Consider the following 18,179-nt stretch of genomic DNA (forward strand, 5'->3'; position numbering starts at 1 on the left):
GGGCTATCCTCCGGAAAGAAGGGAAAAGATAAAAATGCACCAGGCTGAGGGACCAGGGGGCAATTTATCGGACCGGCAGGGTTGCAAGGAGACATTGCCGGTCGCAAATAATCAAACTCTCTTGATACCGAGGAGGGGATATTGATGAATTTTATAATGTATCGGAATACTACCCATCTGGTGGGACAGGGTCACGAAGGATGGATTGATGCTGCGAGGACGCATTACCACGCCGGTCATCCTGTAGAGGTGTTTTTTAAGTGGGGACATGACATGAAGCCTGACGGGTTGCCTCAAAAAGAAAGGCTAACTGCCTATGTTTTCGACCCCGAGGGGAATCGGAAGGAACTAAGTATTAATGAGCATGATGAGGAAGCCTATGCCATTTCGTTTATCCCGGAACAGGAGGGCTTTTACCAGATTGTTGTAGAAACAAGCGGAATTTTAACAATCACGGCAGACGGCAAACACCTGCTTTTACCGAAGAAGGACTGCGACAATCCTTCAGAGTCATTTGCCTTTACGCAGTTCGCGAGGGCAATATTGCCTGTGGGCCATGATTTAGAAGGCAAAGTGGAACGCGTGGGGAACGCTCTGGAACTGGTGCCGCTCCAGTGGAAAACGTGGAAAGCCGGGGATGTCATAAACTTACAGGTTCTTTACCAGGAAAAGCCTGTAGCTGGAGCCACAGTTAACCTTATATCTGCTGATTTACTTGGTGCTGGTGAGCCTTTAGCAAAAGAAACTGGGGAGGACGGTTGTGCAGGTTTTACTTTACACCAACCGGGGAATTACCTGCTTTTGGTCCGGCATGTGGACCATACTGAACGTAAAGAAGGTTATTACGATCAGCGCCGTTTGACAGCCACTTTACCGTTAATTGTAACCCGATGAACCGGGAGGTATTGCCGTGCTTGAGGAAAAGTTGCGCAATTTTGAGCCACCGGTAGATGGAAACCCTCTGGTGGAAATGGCCAGGGGATATCAGGAGTCTTTACTTCTGTATCAGGCTTTTAAAACAAGGGTATTTGACGCTCTGGCTGATGGGCCAAAAAACGCTGAAACAGTGGCTCGGGAAATTGGAGGTGTTCCCGAACGCGTCGTTTTGGTGTTAGATGCGCTGGTGGCTCTGGGGCTTGTTGAGAAAAGAGGGTATACCTATACCAATTCTGAAGTTGCTCAAACATTTCTTTCCTCCCGAAGCAAATTTTATCAGGGTGATCTGCTCGATCTTCAGCTTTCTCCCGACCGGCGCCGCCGATGGGAAAACGTCATCGATTGGTTAAAAGGAGAGGAAGTGGAACGAAATGAGAAACCTGATGAAGTGTTTAACCCCTCCTTCATCCGGGCGATGGCGCAGGCCGCGCTGGGGCATAAAGGATTTAAAGAAACCATTTTAGCAATTGCCAATCACAGTTCCTTTCAGTCAGCGCAGCGGCTTTTGGACCTGGGTGGAGGGCATGGCCTTTATGCTATTGCCCTGAAGCAACTTAAGCCAGAATTGGAGGCAATAGTCTTCGATCTTCCCCACGTAGAGCAGGTAACTCAAGAGTATTCCCGCCAGTACAATACGGAGGTTGTCTTCGTGGGAGGCGACTTTTATAAAGACGAGCTTCCTGCGGAGCAGGACATCGTTCTGGCCTTTGATATTCTCTATACTGTGCCTGCGCAAGCAGAGAAAGTTTGGACAAAGGTCTACCGGGCGCTAAAGCCAGGTAGCTACCTCTTTACCAAGCACTGGCTCCTTGATGACACCCGAACCAGACCGAAGCGGGCAGTTCTTGCCGCCCTGGATTGGGGGCACTTCTACAGTTTACAAGAGATGAAAGAAATACTTACTAATATAGGTTATCAAATCGAGGGTTCCACTCCTGTTGGAGACTCCACGTTGTTTATAGCCAGGAAAGAAGGGACCGATGCATCAGGGGCAAGTAGCGGATTATAGAGCGAGGAAGCAGTTCAGATGGTAGAGAGCACATGACTGGCTGTGTAAAATTTCAGCAGGTGCCAGCAAAGGAGGCCTCGCTCACAAAAAATTAGCTCACCATTGAAAGGAAGGAGGAGCGAGGTCTCCATCTTCGATTTCCTTCTGCCATTTTAAGGTTAGTCCCACGAGAGACTTCCAGAATGAGAGCCAGCACCTTTTCGCAGAAACACCTGCTAAAACTTGATGCACACGGGGGGCTCTGGACGTAAGATACGGGAACGCTTCTGGCAGGGAAGCGGTCTGGCCAGACAAAGCCACCTTCTGCCCTGCTGCAAAAGCAAAAAAGCGGCTCCTGTCAAGTCCTGTTTGTAGATGGTTACTCTTAGCCGCCGCGGCGAAGAAATGAAGACCATGTGTGTCATTTTTCTTTGACTGGAGGAAAAAAATGAAGGTATTACCGGAAAAATTATCCCTGCCCGGGAAATACCTGCGCTTAAGCGAAATTACAGAAGACACCGTTCTGTCCCCGACGGCTTACGCCCAGTATCCCGGCTTTCACTGTGCTTTTTTTGGAGTAGCTGGAATGGTTCCATTGATCACCAATAGCTACGCCTTGCTGTTAGGGCCGGCCATCTGTTTGTATAATGCCAAGCTGACCATTAGTCTCAGGGCTTTGACATCAGATCCCCGCCCGGATAACTTGCTGCTTCTTCCATTTTCCCAGGAAGACATCATTTTCGGTGCCCATGAAAAAGTTAAGCAGGCTGTGATTGAGGTGGACAGGAAATACCAGCCTGAGGTTTTGTTTGTCGTTACTACCTGCACACAGGAAATCATCGGCGAGGACTTCGATGCAGCCATTGAAGAAATCCGCCCGGAAGTAAGGGCGAAACTGCTGGTAATTCATACCGATAACTTTACTTGTGAAGATATGGCACCGGGAATAGAGCGAACTTTTCTTGCTCTTGCCGATTTGATGCAGCCTCAGGCTGTCGAAGAGAAATCAGTTAACCTTTTGGGTCTACGTGCACCTGGAGGAAGAAAAACAGAGCCGGTTCGACTATTGGAAAGCAAGGGAATCAAAATCAAGAACGTGATACCCTCTTACAGTACCCCGGCTGAAATTGCCCGTGCTCCAGGGGCCCGGTTAAACATCGTTCTGGAACACTATGCTTTGCCTCTTGCTCAAAAAATGAAGGAAATGTTCGGTACGGAGTATATTTACTGCGAGCGGCCTTATGCTCTAGATTCAGTTGAGTTCTGGTACTGGCAGATTGCCGAAGTGCTGCGCATTGACCTCACCCAGGAAATAGCTGCGCTGAAAAAGCAAACAGAGGAAACTATTCTGCGATTTGAAGGCAGGTTGGCCGGCAAAACTTTTGCTCTCGATATCCAGCAGGGGAGAACCTTCGACCTGGCCAGGTTCCTGGTTACCCTGGGCATGAAGCCGGTTTTAATTTGCTTGAACCGTATTCTTCCAGGCGACCATAAGGATATTCAGGACCTTCTTTCCACAGGCGTTGATCCCCTTGTGGTGAAGAGCGGTAATGCCCTGCAGAGTGAAAAGCTCCTGGCCGAGTTGAAGCCCGATTATTATATCGGTTACGGTGACCGCAGGGTGCTGGCTAGGTTGGGCATCGAGGCGCGCAATTTACTGTTTGCCTACCATACGCCGGGGTTTGCCGGTACTAAGCAGGTACTGCGCCTGCTGAACCAGGAGCCGTCCGGTTCAGAGATCCTGCATTACAAAGAACAAATCATCAAGAATGCGGAGGAAATGTCAATATGGATTTAGTATTGAAAAGTGCCCCTGTTCCTTCGGATTATTTTGGAGTGTTGTGGGCTCTGGCAGGGATTAAAAACGCGTTAATCCTGGAGCACGGGGCTACCGGAACGGCCTTCTACAACACCGTTAGCTTCGGGGTAATGAATAAACAGTCTCCCAAAGGGATTATTTTTACCACCGGCCTGGATGAGGACGATGTAGTTATGGGCCGCGAAGATAAAATAATTCAGGCCGCCAGAGAACTGGATGAGCTGTATAAACCGGACATAATTTCCTTAGTGGCTACCGCCGTAACCTCGGTAATTGGCCTGGACCTGTATGGTATAATCGAGGAACTGCAGCCTGAGGTAAATGCAAAATTACTGGCTTTCCCGGGCGGAGGCTTTCGCGGTGATTATACGCAAGGAATCAAAGAAGTTTTTCGCGTTCTGGTTAATGAGGTGGTAATTGAACCGGCAGAGAAGAATACCCGGGCCGTCAATATTATCGGTCCCACCATTGATACCTTCAATCATCCCTCAGATTATGCGGAACTTAAAAGGTTGCTTGGACTGCTCAACTTAGAGGTCAGCACAGTGTTTACCACTAATACGGATGTTCAGCAGATAAAAAGCCTTCCTTCTGCTGCTCTCAATGTAGTTACCAGAGATATTGGATTGGAAGCCGCTGAACTGCTGGAAGAGCGCTTTGGTATCCCCTATCACTACGGCCTTCCCTTTGGGTCGAAAGGTACCGTTGCCTGGCTGGAACAGGTAGCCCAGAAGCTTGGCCTTACCATAGAGCAAAAAGAAATTGCGGCTGAACTGAATAAATACGGCTATACACTGGCCGAGCTGACCTCCTGGTGGCAGCGTTATGAACACCTGAAGGTAGTTATCTCCTGTCCTTATGACTATGCTCTGGGTTTAGCCCGGTTTGTCCGGGAAGAATGGGGCCTTGAGGTAGCAATGGTGACCTTGCCAACAGCATCGGAAAATCCTAAAACAAAGGAAATGTTCACCGCGTTAGGAGTACCAAAGGTCCTCATCACTCCTGAGCCCGGAGAATTCAAGGCAGCCACGGCAGAAATCAAGCCGCATATTCTTTTTGGAAATTCCTATGATTTTCAGCTGGCACCGGAGGTGCCCATTCAAATCCACGCTGCTATACCTGCATACGATTACCTCTATCTTTACGACGGCACTCCCTTTATTGGCTTCAGGGGGAACCTTTACCTCACCCAGACCCTGATTAACTCGCTCAACCGTCACCGGGAGGTGCTGCAGTTTTGAGAAAGATAGCTATTTACGGCAAAGGCGGCATTGGCAAGTCCACTACTACAGCTAACGTGTCCGCGGCCCTGGCCAGGCAGGGCTATAGAGTGATGCAGATCGGCTGCGATCCCAAGGCAGATTCCACCAGGACGCTTATGGGCGGCCGGGAGATCCCCACAATACTGGATGTGCAAAGGGAAAAGAAGAATGGCGTCCGGTTGGAGGATATCGTCTTCACGGGTTTCGGTGGGGTTTTGTGTGCCGAATCCGGCGGGCCAACCCCTGGGGTGGGCTGCGCCGGCAGGGGCATCATCGCTGCCTTTGAAACTCTGGAATCTTTAAAGGCCTTTGAAGTTTACCGACCAGATATAGTTTTTTACGATGTACTCGGCGATGTAGTCTGCGGTGGTTTTGCCATGCCGCTTCGTAAAGGGTACGCCGAAGAGATCTACATTGTAACCTCAGGAGAAAAGATGTCACTGTTTGCCGCCCGGAACATTGCCCGGGCAGTTGAACAGTTCAAGGGCCGCGGTTATGCCCGGCTGAAGGGTATCATTCTCAATGCCAGGGGTGTGCCAAATGAGGCCGCCCTGGTAAAGGCTGCGGCTGAGGAGATGGGTACGAGGGTGATAATTGAAATCCCCCGCGATTCTACCGTGCAGTTATGTGAGGAAAGGAATGTAACGGTGGTGGAGGGGGCACCGGATTCTCCTCTGGCCGGGATCTACCACAGGTTGGCTGAAATAATAGCAGGGGGCAGGACGGCCTTCGACGACATAAATGTATAAGGGGTAGCCACTATCCAGTGGAAGCGGAAGAGCAGTTGCCTTTAAAGGGAGCCCCGGCTGAAACGGTCATGTAGTTGTCATGTATGCCGGAGGCATTGTTGAAATAGGACCGGTAGAAAAAGTTTGCGAGAATCCGCAACACCCTTTGCAAATTTTATCCATACTGGTCAAAGGCAAGCAACATCTGCGAGAAAAGGCCTGACTTAAAAGGAGTGGAAAGAAATCATTTTGTGGCCCGCTGGCAGGTTTAAGCCTGCTTTTTCGAACGCCACGGGGTTAAAACCGGCGTTTGATTGTCCTTATCTCAGCTTCGTGTTCCCCGTACATTTCCAGTAGCGATTTGCTGACTTCGGTTAATTCCTTAAACCCGGCCTTCATTTCCTGGGATAAGTGGGCTACCTGGTGAGTGAGGTTATCAATATCGGCCTTGTGGACTTCGCTGGCGTGTATTAATGCCCGGATTAGCTGGGTGTTTTCTGATTGCTGTGTTTCGATTCTATCAAGGCGGGAACTCATTTCTGTTTGCTGGGTTTCGATTCTGTCGAGGCGGGAGTCCATTTCAGATTGCCGGGTTTCGATTCCGTCGAGGCGGGAATTCATTTCGGATTGCTGTGTTTCGATTCTGTCAAGGCGGGAATTCATTTCTGTTTGCTGGGTTTCGATTCTGTTGAGGCGGGAGCTTATTTCGAGCTGTCGGGTTTCGATTCCGTCAAGGCGTTGATCGGCTTTGGTTTGGTTCGTTTCGATCTTGTCAAAGCGTTGACTGGTTTGTTGTTTAAATTCAGTCAGTTCGCCTTGAAGATTATCTAACTTTCCCAAAATTTCTTTCAACATTTTTTCCATATCAATCATCCTTTCATGCTCTGTGAAGGAACTCTTTTATTATTCGCCGTTCAATCGCTGATTACCTTTTTCCGGAAAGTATATTTCTGGAGGAGATGTTGGCAGAACCTTCCGATGCTTCCTGGCCAGCGACACCAAAGTCATCCCATGGAAAAGCTTAGCGACTTTTCATATTTCCGCTTGAGATTCCCGGGGAAAACAAATGCATCAAAATGAACCATTAGTCAGGTGACGGCATAACCGTAAAGTGGCCAGAGTTCGCGCGCGAGGCTGGAAAGGCGTGCCCGGTAGCCGGTCTGATCCTCGCAGGCCGCCTGGAAAACGGGAAGAAGCCGGGGCCAGCACCTGCGGAAAAGGGATTTTAAGTTCGCAACGGAGGTGGAGTAGAAGTTCAGGGGATCGTAATCCACCTCCCGCACCCCGGCGCGCCTGGCTTTTTCAAGAATGGCGGTAAGGTTTGCCTCGGTATCCCCCAGGCCGGGCACAACCGGGGCAATAAAAACCCACGTCCAGATTCCCGCCTCCGCAAGCCGAGCCAGTGCTTCGAACCGGCGGTCCGGGGAGGGGGCGCGGGGCTCCAGGAACCGCGCGGCATCCCGGTCTGCCGTGGTGATGGTAAAACCCACCTCAACCTCCGGGATTTTTTTCAGCACGTCCAGATCCCGCAGGACGAGATCGGATTTTGTTAAAATAGAAACTTGAAAATTCGACTGCGCCAGAAGCTCCAGGCAGGAGCGGGTCAGGCGGTACTGGCGTTCCAGGGGCTGGTAGGGGTCGGTGACGCTGGAAAGCATCACCCGGCCCGGCCGGCAGTGCCGCAGCTGGGCCGCGAGCCGGGCCGCAAAGTTGATTTTCACCTGGACGAAGGACCCCCACTTCTCCTCGATGCCGCAGAAGCGCTTCATGAAGCTGGCGTAGCAGTAAACACAACCGTGCTCGCAGCCGGTGTAAGGATTGAGGCAGTAATCCATCCCCGGGATCCCGGAGCGGTTCAGGGCGCTCCGGCACTCTCTTACGTAGACCTTAACCAGCGGTAATCATCGTCCTACATCGAAAATGTCGTCGGCGCGGGCCAAAAGGAAATTCAGGAGATCCCGGCGCTTCCGCAAGATGGACACCCAGGCCTGGAGGCATCCCCTGCCTTCAGGAGTGATCTCGTAGAGGCGGCGAGCCGGTCCCGCGTCCTGAGTCTCCCAGTGAGAGGTCGCAAACCCCTGCTCCTCAAAGCGCCTGAGATACCGGTAAACGGTAGTGGGATCAATGCTGAAATCAAATCCGAAGCCGGTCAGCCGCTCGTGAAGCTCGTAGCCGTGAGCGCTCTTCTCGCAGAGAAGCAGCAGCAAAGCAGGCTGGATCAGGTTTTCCTGGCGCCCCCACATCATCTCCCCAGGCGGACTCGGGCAGCCGCACTCCTCATGTCCGTGCCCGGGGTGTCCATGTCCGCACCCGTGATGGGGTTTTTGCATACACATTTTTGGTTTCCTCCTTATCCTTATTTGCTTTTTGCATATAATTGCAGTTTAATCATAGATCAACTTCTCGATTAAAGTCAAGCATTTTCTGGGAGGTCGAACTGGCCGAGTTCCCCCATCACTTCGGGAGCGTCCAGCTACCCGGCCGAGGGTAAGGGGAGCCGCCCGGATCACTATGGAATCAAATCCAGGCTGTCGGTGAACTGTGGCCTGTAAATAGAGAAGTGTTTAAGCAAGAACGGGTAGAGAGGTGCAAAGGATTTCCTGTCCTGCTACGCTTCTATAAAACTCCCTGGCCCGGCTATGGTTCACGTCGTTCCTGTCAATCAAGGCGTAAAACGCCCCGGTATCTACGAAAATCAACGCAGAGCCTCCCTGAGGATATCTTCGGCATCCTCCGATGTTCTTCCGTTTTTGGGCCCTTCGGCGATGCCCACAAAGGAAAAGTAGTCAACCTTCCCTTTTTCTTTAAGGTAGGCTGTCAGAGCTTCGCGGATGATTTCGGAGACTTTTTTTCTTGAGGAAGCCGCCACTTTTTTCAGCATAAGAAACTGGTCCTCTTCTAAATAAATCATTGTCTTTCTCATTCCTGATCACCTCGAGTAAAATGTAGCTGCCATATATGTTATATGTCAAGGTTCTATTGCCGAATCAATCAGTCAGTCGGCCTGCAAGTTCCGACAGGCTTTCTATTACCTCCTGGTGCAACAAATCTTTTTAGTCTTCGCAATAATCCACTTCCATCTCGATCACCAGCATCTTTTTATAATCTCTATCTGAACATTCAGCCAGGCTGAATACGGATATGAATTTGCATCGAGGCCGATGGCGTGGCCCTCGAGCTCCAGCGGAAAGCCCGGTGGACCACGCCTCGATAACTGCCATACTTTTGTCGGTCTCACAGACGGAATGGCCATCTGGGAGCAGGGATCGCATGGCACGCCATTTAGCCCTAGAGCAGACAGCAAACTTGAATATTACAAACCCGGATTTTCCAGGGTACAATAAATAAATAATGAAATAAAAATGCTCAGGCAGGATGAGCCGGATGGATGGAGCGACAAGTCATATATTGGTGAAAGAAGCGAAGGCACCGGGGTGAGTACAAAAAGCAGTCAGGCGCAGAATTATCCGGAAGGTGGAATTACCGATGAGCGAGTCTACCTGGATCACTCAGATCTACGACTACAGCCACAACGGAGCAGGGGTGGGAAAGCTTGACGGAAAAACCGTCTTTGTTCACCATGCGCTGCGCGGGGAAACGGTGAGGTTCAGGATCGTCCAGGAAAAGAGAGACTATCTGCAGGGCGAAATGGTGGAGATCCTCGCGCCGGCCCCGTGGCGCGTTTCTCCGCCCTGCCCCAGCTACCCGGACTGCGGCGGCTGCCAGCTGCAGCATATGGATTACGAAGAACAGCTTTACTTCAAACGGAAGCGAGTCGCGGCAGCGCTCCGGAGAATCGGCGGCCTGGAAAATCCCCCTGTCAACCCTGCGCGCGGAATGGAGCACCCCTGGCGCTACCGCCATACGGCGCGCCTTCACGTCAGCCGGAAGACCAATAAAACGGCCCTCGGTTACTACCAAGGCAAGACTCATGTGGTGGAGGAAATCGCAGACTGCCTGCTCCTCCCCTCTGACTGCTCCCTGCTCCTGAAGGCCCTTTCGGAGCTCCTGAATCACCGGGGCGATACCCTGGGAAAAGGTTTGAAAGAAGTGGTGTTGCGGAAAGGTTATGCCACCGGGGAACTCCTGGTTCTTTTTCACCTGGAGGAGCTTCCTCCCCAGACCGAATTCCCGGGACTAGAGGAGATAACCGCCGCCTTCCCGGCCCTCGTGGGGCTGCTCGGGCAGACTCCCCGCACGCGGGCGGTTTTCTTTGGCCGGGACTACTACACAGAGGTGGTCTCAGGGCTTCGACTGCGCGTCCCCGCCTCTGCCTTTTTCCAGAACAACCCCCTGCAAACGGTGACCCTGGTGGAGACGGTGAAATCCTTCTGCGAGCCCAGGCCGGGAGGGGTCCTCCTCGACCTCTACTGCGGAGTGGGGCTCTTTTCCCTTGCCCTGGCCCCGATGTACGGGCAGGTATACGGGATCGAAGAAAACAGGGACGCAGCGGCAGCAGCCTGCGCCAACGCCCAAATCAACAAGATCGAAAACGCAAAGTTCATTTGCGGCAGGGTGGAAGATGTCCTCCCCTTGCTGAAGAAAAAAGGGGTCGCCCCCCACACGGCAATCCTGGATCCTCCCCGCGGCGGCTGCTCCGGGAGGGCCCTGAAAGAAATCGGCGAACTCGCCCCGGAAAGGATCGTCTACGTTTCCTGCAACCCGGCCACCCTGGCGCGGGACCTCTCCCTTCTCGGCAAAAGGTACCAGACCCTAAAGGTGCAGCCCCTGGACCTGTTCCCCCAAACCAGCCACATCGAATCCGTAGCACTGCTTGCGAGGGAAACGTAACCGTTCGACCAAACTCCGACAGCTTCCGGTATCTCAATGAAGAGATCCAGCTAAAAAATCAAACTTTCGGATTCCGCAAGTGTTTGGTTTAGTCCATCCCCTTGAACCTCATGTGGCAACCTTCCAAATTTGAAATTTCTTACTCGCGGATAGGGATGCGATAAATATCTGGGCATTAAACCATAAGCAACTCCGTCTTCAAATATTATCTTTTGGAAATCTCCTTCTCTATCAATGATACTTTACGCATTTTCAGCTTCCACTGCCAACAAATAACTGCAACTAAAATACCAAGAAGGCAGGCTGCAACCACAAAACCAGACCACCTGGGAAAAGCGTTACTTTATTTTATAAATCACTGGCATTCATTTTTTAATCGCTGTATGCAAAAACGCTGGTTCGCATTCAAGTAATTGATTCGCTTGAGAATCCTCTCCACAAAGATCACCTACCTCGTTGCAATGCCTTTATCATCTGGATTATAAGCCAGGATTTGCACAAAAAGTGTCGAAATTTGCTGCCACGCTTAACGGACCGTTCTTTGAATTTCAGCGATAAAAATTACAGCCGGGGCTGGAGGAGTCCAAACTTGCCGCTTCCCGGAAACAGGGCCTAACAAAAATCAAGGCCAGGTCCCCTTGACTTGCGGGAACCTGGCCTTTCATCAACAGGTCAACAGTTCCTCTTCAACCCCAGGAGGCAATCCCTTTCCAGACTTGGCCTGACGGCCTCCTGCCCTAGCGATTTGCCTTAGGCAGAAAGGCTCGGAGCATAAATCGAAAATTATTTAATTGTCAAGGGGATCAGGCAATCTTCTCCACCTTAACGGCGCAGACTTTAAGCTCCGGTATTTTCGCGATGGCATCGAGCTTCGGGTTGGTCAGCTTGTTGATGGGCGCCTCGGCGAAGTGGAAGGAGGTGAAAACAACACCTGGCGGCACAATATCCGTGACCTTTGCCGTGATTTCGATGGCACCGCGCCGGGAGGCAACCCTGACCTTGTCCCCATCGCTGATTCCGAGCCGTTCCGCATCGCTGCAGCTGATTTCCAGGTACTCCGCCGGGTAGAACTCCTGGAGCATCCCCTTGCGGGTCATGGTGCCGGTGTGGTAGTGGTAGAGGCGGCGTCCGGTGCTCAGGATAAAGGGATAATCAGCGTCGGGCAGTTCATCAGGCGGCACGTGCTCAACCGGATGAAACTTCCCGAGCCCGCGTGCGAACCTGTCTTTGTGCAGGTACGGAGTTCCCGGATGGTCCGCGCTGGGGCACGGCCACTGGATCCCCTTCTCTTCAAGGCGGGCATAGGAGATGCCACCGTAAGACGGGGTCAGCCGGGCGATTTCGTCCATGATCTCAGACGGAGAAGAGTAGTGCATCGGGTAGCCCATCAAGGTTGCCAGGCGGCAGAGAATCTCCCAGTCAGCCAGGGCCTGTCCGGGCGGCTCGACGGCCTTGCGCACCCGCTGGACGCGCCGCTCGGTGTTGGTGAAGGTGCCGTCCTTCTCCGCAAAGCAGGCGGCAGGAAGCACTACGTCGGCGTACCGGGCTGTTTCGGTCAGGAAGATGTCCTGCACCGCGAGAAACTCAAGCTTTTCCAGGGCTTCCACCACATGGTCGGCGTCCGGGTCGCTCACCACCGGGTTTTCTCCCATGATGAACATCGCCTTGATGTCTCCATGTGCAGCAGCCGTCATCATTTCACCAACAGTGAGCCCGGGTTTCTCGGGGATGGTGCAGTTCCAGGCCTGGCCGAATTTCTCCCGGACTCCCGCATCGGTCACGCTCTGGTAGCCCGTCAAAACGTTGGGCAGCGCCCCCATGTCACAGGCACCCTGGACGTTGTTCTGGCCGCGCAGGGGGTTGACCCCGGTGGACTCCCGCCCGATCTGGCCGCAGAGCATGGCGAGGTTGGCAACGGAGAAAACGTTGTGCGTGCCGTGCGTGTGCTGCGTTACACCCATCGTGTAGAGAATGGTTGCCTTTTCTGCTCTGGCGTAGGCGCGCGCCACTTCCCTGATCTTTTCCGCAGGAACTCCCGTAATCTCTGCAACGTGTTCAGGAGTATATTTTGCGACCGTTTCCTTTAGAGCCTCGAAGTTTTCCGTCCGGGACTCAACAAACTCCTTGTTCCAGAGCCCTTCGCTGATGATCACATTGACCAGCCCGTTGAACAAGGCAATATCCGTTCCCGGCTTCAGCTGGAGGTGCTCGTTTGCCATCTGCGCAAGCTCGGTTTTCCGCGGGTCGACGACCACAAGCTGCGCGCCCCTGCGCAGGGCCTGGTTCACCTTATACCCGATGACGGGATGGCACTCCACGGTGTTGGTCCCGCAGGCAAGGATGAAATCCGCCCCGGCAATCTCCTCAATGGAGTTGGTCATGGCACCGCTCCCGAATGCTGCCGCTAGACCAGCGACAGTGGGAGCGTGTCAGAGGCGGGCGCAGTGGTCGATGTTGTTAGTGCCGAGCACCGCGCGGGCAAATTTGCTCAAAAGGTAGTTCTCCTCGTTGGTGCAGCGGGCCGAGCTGAGGACGCCAAGGGAGTCGGGGCCGTATTTTTCCCTGACCTCTTTCAGCTTCGCAGCAATAAGGCTCAAAGCCTCGTCCCAGGTGGCCTCCTGGAACTCGCCGTTCTTCTTAATCAGCGGAGTTTTCAAGCGGTCTTCGCTGTGGATAAACTGGTAGCCGAAGCGCCCTTTGACGCAGAGGAAGCGGCCGTTGACTTCTCCGTCCGGGTTGCCGGTAACACCGATCACCCTGCCGTCCTTGACGTTGAGGTCAATGGTGCAGCCGGTGCCGCAGTACGGGCAGACCGTCTTCACCCTGGTTACTTCCCACTTGCGCCCTTTCCCCACCATGTCTTTCTCCGTCAGCGCTCCGACCGGACAGACTGCAACGCAGCTGCCGCAGTAAACGCATTCCGACTCTCCAATGGGGGTATCCATGAAGGGCCCCACCTTGGTCCGGAAGCCCCGGTAGGCAAAATCGAGGACACTCCGGCCGACGATTTCCTCGCAGGCACGGATGCAGCGCCCGCAGACAATGCACTTGTTCATGTCCCGCAGGTAGAAGGGATTGCTGTCATCGATCGGGTAGTTGTGCTTTTCGCCTTGATAGGGAGCAGAGGTTACTCCATATTCGTAGCAGTACTGCTGGAGCAAACAGGCGCCGCTTTTTTCGCAGGTTAAACAATCGAGGGGGTGGTTGGCAATAAGCAGTTCGAGAATGGTGCGCCGCGCTTCGATCAGGGCCGGGGTATTGGTGCGGACCACCATCCCCTCGGTGCAGATCGTGACACAGGAAGCGGGGAGGTTGCGCATTCCATCTATTTCTACAACACAGAGACGGCACGCCCCGACAGGGGTCAGGTCCGGATCATGGCACAGGGCGGGAATTTTGATCCCGATCGACCGGGCTGCATCCAGGACTGAAGTGCCTTCCGGAACCTGCACCGTCTGGCCATCAATGGTGACGGTTACAAGAGCCACTTTTCTCTCACTCCTTTTCCCCTAAGATACCTTACAAGCGCAAGATCGCGTCCTGGCGGCACTTCTCAAAGCACGTCCCGCACTTGATGCACTTCTCGGGATCGATCTTGTGCGGTTCTTTCTTCTCCCCGGAAATTGCGCCGACGGGACACGCCTTCAGGCAGCGTCCGCACCCGATGCATTTCTCTTCATCAATTGTATAGACGAGCAGCGCGGTACAAACGTGAGCCGGACACCGTTTATCATAAATGTGGGCTTCGTATTCGTGGCGGAAATAACGGAGTGTAGAAAGGACCGGGTTTGGAGCGGTGTTTCCTAAACCGCAGAGGGCGGTCCCTTTCACAACACGGCCCAGACGCTCCAGAGTCTCGATATCTTCAGGCACACCCTTGCCCTCGCAAATCCTGGTCAAAATCTCCAGCATCCGCTTCGTCCCTTCCCGGCAGGGTGTACACTTGCCGCAGGACTCGGCCTGGGTAAAATTCAGGAAAAAGCGCGCCAGGTCAACCATGCAGGTGGTTTCGTCCATCACGACCAAACCACCGGAACCCATCATTGCCCCCGCCGCAATGAGGGATTCGTAATCTATCGGAGTATCGATAAGTTCGTTAGGTATACAACCGCCTGAAGGGCCTCCGATCTGAACACCCTTGAATTGTTTGCCCCCCACAATTCCGCCGCCAATTTCAAAAATGATCTCCCGCAACGTGATTCCCATCGGGACTTCTACCAAACCTGTGTTGTTAACCTTTCCCGTAAGGGCAAAGACCTTGGTTCCCTTGCTCTTTTCCGTACCCATGCTGGCAAACCATTCGGCTCCCCGCATGATGATCACGGGTACGTTGGCGAAGGTTTCAACGTTGTTGATGTTGGACGGCTTGCCCCAGAGGCCCCGCTGCGCCGGGAAGGGCGGCCTCACCCGGGGCATCCCGCGCCTGCCTTCGATCGAGGCCATTAAGGCCGTCTCTTCGCCGCAGACAAAAGCCCCCGCTCCTTCTTTGATGTGTAGATCGAAGCTGAATCCGGATCCGAGAATGTTTTCTCCCAGCAGACCGAGCTCCTCCGCCTGGGCAATGGCGATTTTCAGGCGTTTAATTGCCAGCGGGTACTCGGCCCGGACGTAAATGTAACCTTCGCGGCAGCCGATGGCGTAAGCCCCGATCGCCATTCCTTCAATGACACTGTGCGGGTCCCCCTCAAGCACGCTCCGGTCCATGAAAGCCCCCGGGTCTCCTTCGTCAGCGTTGCAGATAATGTACTTCAGGTCACCGGGAGAACGCCGGCAGAACTCCCACTTCAACCCCGTCGGGAAACCGCCGCCGCCGCGCCCGCGCAATCCCGAACGCTTGATTTCATCAATCACCTGCTCCGGGGTCATCTCAAAGAGAACCTTCTCCAGAGCCTCATACCCGCCCCGGGCAATGTACTCCTGGATGTTCTCCGGGTTAATGGAGCCGCAGTTCCGTAGAGCAACCCGCAGCTGCTTCTTGTAAAAAGTGACTTCTTTATAGGTTGGGATCTGCTCTTCCGTAACCGGAGCTTTGTAAAGCAGGCGAGTGACGATCCGCCCTTTGAGCAGGTGTTCTTCCACGAGTTCGGGAACATCCTCAGGTGTCACCCTCACGTAAAAGGTCCCCTCAGGGTAAACAATCACAAGCGGGCCCATTTCGCAGAAACCGTGGCAACCGGTTTCCACAATTTTAACTTCCTGTTCCAGTTTGTGCTTCTCAAGTTCTTTGGTAAGAGCCTCCTGCACCTGTTTGGAACCTGAAGAGGTGCATCCGGTGCCGCCACAAACCAGAACATGGGCTCTGACCAGCTGCAACGTAAATCCCTCCTTCCAGGAAGCTTTTAGATTTCTTCAAAGCGGGCAACTACGAGATCTTCGACGATGTTCCCGTGCAGGACGTGACCGGTAATGATCCGGGGTACGTCGGACGGTTTGACCTTTCCATAGGTAATCCGTTTTTCCCCGGGCCGCTGCACATCCACGAGGGGCTCCTTTTCGCACATCCCGATGCACCCGGTTTGGGTTACCGTTGCCTGGATGTTGCGCTTGTTAAGTTCCTCCAGAATGGCGGCCATCACCTCCCGGGCGCCGGCAGCAATTCCGCAGGTTCCCATGCCAACGATGATCTTCGTCATCCCCTCGGGCCCGCGCGCCGAGACCAGTCCCTTCGCTTCCTCACGGAGCCGCTTCAAATCTTCTCTGCTCTTCAGCTTCATGTCTTCCACCAGGTTTTGCTCTCCTGGCTTTTTGCGCCCTGCAAACCCTGGTGTCTTCACCTCCTTTCCCTTATTTTTGAAAAAAACACTTATTACTGGTACCCCGCCAGAATGTCCTTTAACTTATCGGGAGTAAGACGGCCGTGGGTGTCATCATTAACCATGATCACGGGAGACAAGCCGCAGCAACCGAGGCAGGCAACGGTTTCCAAGGTAAACCTGAGATCGGGTGTTGTTTCGTTATTCCCCACTCCCAGTTCCTGCTGCATCCGCTCGAAAATGCGGGCTCCTCCCCGGACATGGCAGGCCGTGCCGAGGCAGACCCTGACAATGTTGCGTCCCCTCGGCTTCAGGTGAAACTGAGCATAAAAGGTTGCCACTCCGAAAACCCTGCTCGGCGGGAGCTTCAATTCCCGGGCAATCCGCAAAAGAACCTCCCTGGGCAGGTAACCGTAAATTGCCTGTGCTCCCTGCAGAATCGGGATCAAAGCCCCCTTGACGCCGCGCCACTTTTCAAAAAGCGCCTCCAGTTCCTTTTCTTTTTCGTCCCCGGCAGGATGCGTGCAGCCGCATTCACACATCTGTTTCCCCTCCTTTCCGATTTTTCCATATAATAACCTGTTTCCCGAACTGAAGTTCGGTAACAGGAAATTTCCCGGCCTGCACCTGATTTGAGCGAAAATTCACCTTATATCTATTCGACAACAAATCAAAAAAACCTCCTGAGCTTATGAAAAAACTAACATGGAAATTACGCCGTTCACTCCCTAAAATTTTCCACTTGACTAGTTATGTAAACCATGGCATAATTACCACTGCGCAAAATATTTGCCGAATCCGTACTCTTCTGCCAAAAGTACGGTACGGGGGAACCAACGATTCACCGCCGGCGCACCCCGCGAAGGCGGTGAGGGGGTGAATCCCCGCACTCAACTTCAAGCCAAACTATCTGCCGTCTCCAACAGAACGAAATTAAGGAGCACAAAAGACTGAACTGTAAAGCTGGGAATGGAGTTGAGTGCGGGGTAGGGTCTTATCCTTTCAACCGAACCCATCAGCTTACCCCGGAGGCAGCGAAAGGAGGAAGAGGAATTGCGCAGAGCAGGTTTCGTCTTGTTGTGGTTAATTTTGTCTTTTCTGGTCTTAGGAGGGACAGGCTACGCCGCGGATTACTACACGGTCCGGCCGGGAGACTCCCTTTACCTGATCTCCCGGGCCTACGGTCTCACCCCTGAGATGCTGATGGCGGCCAACGGGCTTGAGGGAACCGAGATCTGGCCGGGTCAAATTTTAACCATCCCCGTCCCCAGCCGCTACACGGTAAGACCCGGTGATACTCTTTACCGGATTGCACTGGCACACGGGACAACTGTCGAAAACCTGATGTCATTAAATTCCCTTACCTCGACGACAATTTACCCGGGGCAGATCTTGCTTGTTCCCGACGGCGTCCCAGCGGCTTCACCCACCGCTTCGCGTGCCGGGATTTCCACCCGCGACATCTACCTCCTCGCTCAGCTCATCCACGCCGAGGCGCGGGGTGAACCCTTTGAGGGCCAGGTCGCCGTGGGTGCCGTTGTGCTCAACCGGCTCCTCGATCCCAGATTCCCGAAAACAATTAAAGACATCATCTTTGAATACGAAAACGGAACCTACCAGTTCGAGCCGGTTCTGAACGGCCAGATCTACCTTCCCCCCAACCAGTCTGCGTTGCGGGCCGCTTACGCCGCCCTTGCAGGCTGGGACCCCACAGGAGGCGCCCTCTTTTTCTACAACCCCGAGAAGTCACAGAGCACCTTTTTTGAAAGGTTCCTCACCTTTTTATGCCGGATCGGCAACCACGTTTTCTACCGGTAATTTCGCAAGCCCCCAACCGGGGGCTTTTAATTCCTTGCCTCGCAGGGGCTTGTGGTATCCCGCGCCTGCCCGGGAGAGAGAGCC

General features: G+C 53.4%; 15 protein-coding genes. 7 read left to right on the plus strand and 8 right to left on the minus strand.

Going from position 1 to position 18,179, the window contains the following annotated elements:
• Nucleotides 1-144 precede the first annotated feature (144 nt).
• The 5 genes from HPY58_11855 to HPY58_11875 all read left to right on the plus strand — a co-directional run bounded on the left by HPY58_11855 (nucleotide 145) and on the right by HPY58_11875 (nucleotide 5,754).
• Entirely contained in the window at nucleotides 145-894 is a 750-nt protein-coding gene (locus HPY58_11855) for a DUF4198 domain-containing protein (protein ID NPV30314.1), read from the plus strand.
• 16 nt (nucleotides 895-910) lie between these two features.
• Entirely contained in the window at nucleotides 911-1,945 is a 1,035-nt protein-coding gene (locus HPY58_11860; protein NPV30315.1) for a methyltransferase domain-containing protein, read from the plus strand.
• Between the two features lie 427 nt (nucleotides 1,946-2,372).
• Nucleotides 2,373-3,722: a hypothetical protein gene (locus HPY58_11865; GenBank protein NPV30316.1), complete on the plus strand. Its 1,350-nt coding sequence runs from the start codon at nucleotides 2,373-2,375 to the stop codon at nucleotides 3,720-3,722.
• On the plus strand, nucleotides 3,713-4,984 hold the full coding sequence (locus tag HPY58_11870) for a hypothetical protein (GenBank protein ID NPV30317.1): 1,272 nt from the start codon (nucleotides 3,713-3,715) through the stop codon (nucleotides 4,982-4,984). The genes HPY58_11865 and HPY58_11870 overlap by 10 nt, the downstream gene beginning before the upstream one ends.
• Nucleotides 4,981-5,754: a P-loop NTPase gene (locus tag HPY58_11875; protein NPV30318.1), complete on the plus strand. Its 774-nt coding sequence runs from the start codon at nucleotides 4,981-4,983 to the stop codon at nucleotides 5,752-5,754. The genes HPY58_11870 and HPY58_11875 overlap by 4 nt, the downstream gene beginning before the upstream one ends.
• A gap of 276 nt (nucleotides 5,755-6,030) precedes the next feature.
• Here the strand turns inward: HPY58_11875 and HPY58_11880 are convergent, their stop codons facing one another.
• The 4 genes from HPY58_11880 to HPY58_11895 all read right to left on the minus strand — a co-directional run bounded on the left by HPY58_11880 (nucleotide 6,031) and on the right by HPY58_11895 (nucleotide 8,656).
• Nucleotides 6,031-6,606, minus strand: a complete 576-nt coding sequence (locus tag HPY58_11880) for a hypothetical protein (GenBank protein NPV30319.1) — start codon at nucleotides 6,604-6,606, stop codon at nucleotides 6,031-6,033.
• Between the two features lie 215 nt (nucleotides 6,607-6,821).
• On the minus strand, nucleotides 6,822-7,568 hold the full coding sequence (locus HPY58_11885) for a radical SAM protein (protein NPV30320.1): 747 nt from the start codon (nucleotides 7,566-7,568) through the stop codon (nucleotides 6,822-6,824).
• Nucleotides 7,569-7,634: 66 nt separating this feature from the next.
• On the minus strand, nucleotides 7,635-7,979 hold the full coding sequence (locus HPY58_11890; GenBank protein NPV30321.1) for a PadR family transcriptional regulator: 345 nt from the start codon (nucleotides 7,977-7,979) through the stop codon (nucleotides 7,635-7,637).
• A 449-nt stretch (nucleotides 7,980-8,428) separates the two neighbouring features.
• Entirely contained in the window at nucleotides 8,429-8,656 is a 228-nt protein-coding gene (locus HPY58_11895) for a hypothetical protein (protein ID NPV30322.1), read from the minus strand.
• A gap of 563 nt (nucleotides 8,657-9,219) precedes the next feature.
• Here HPY58_11895 and rlmD point away from each other — a divergent pair.
• Complete coding sequence (rlmD, locus tag HPY58_11900; GenBank protein NPV30323.1) at nucleotides 9,220-10,524, plus strand: 23S rRNA (uracil(1939)-C(5))-methyltransferase RlmD; 1,305 nt, start codon at nucleotides 9,220-9,222, stop codon at nucleotides 10,522-10,524.
• Nucleotides 10,525-11,327: 803 nt separating this feature from the next.
• Here the strand turns inward: rlmD and fdhF are convergent.
• The 4 genes from fdhF to nuoE form a co-directional block, all read right to left on the minus strand.
• Nucleotides 11,328-14,012, minus strand: a complete 2,685-nt coding sequence (gene fdhF / locus HPY58_11905) for a formate dehydrogenase subunit alpha (GenBank protein ID NPV30324.1) — start codon at nucleotides 14,010-14,012, stop codon at nucleotides 11,328-11,330.
• 31 nt (nucleotides 14,013-14,043) lie between these two features.
• Nucleotides 14,044-15,837 (minus strand): NADH-quinone oxidoreductase subunit NuoF, encoded by a 1,794-nt coding sequence (gene nuoF, locus HPY58_11910; GenBank protein NPV30325.1) that lies wholly within the window; start codon nucleotides 15,835-15,837, stop codon nucleotides 14,044-14,046.
• Nucleotides 15,838-15,863: 26 nt separating this feature from the next.
• On the minus strand, nucleotides 15,864-16,232 hold the full coding sequence (locus tag HPY58_11915) for a (2Fe-2S) ferredoxin domain-containing protein (GenBank protein NPV30326.1): 369 nt from the start codon (nucleotides 16,230-16,232) through the stop codon (nucleotides 15,864-15,866).
• Nucleotides 16,233-16,330: 98 nt separating this feature from the next.
• A complete protein-coding gene (nuoE, locus tag HPY58_11920; protein NPV30327.1) occupies nucleotides 16,331-16,819 on the minus strand; it encodes an NADH-quinone oxidoreductase subunit NuoE in 489 nt (162 codons plus the stop codon).
• Between the two features lie 511 nt (nucleotides 16,820-17,330).
• Between nuoE and HPY58_11925 the strand changes: the two genes are divergently transcribed.
• On the plus strand, nucleotides 17,331-18,095 hold the full coding sequence (locus HPY58_11925; GenBank protein NPV30328.1) for a LysM peptidoglycan-binding domain-containing protein: 765 nt from the start codon (nucleotides 17,331-17,333) through the stop codon (nucleotides 18,093-18,095).
• Nucleotides 18,096-18,179: the final 84 nt, after the last annotated feature.

Source organism: Bacillota bacterium, assembly GCA_013177945.1.
GTDB lineage: Bacteria > Bacillota > DSM-12270 > Thermacetogeniales > Thermacetogeniaceae > Ch130.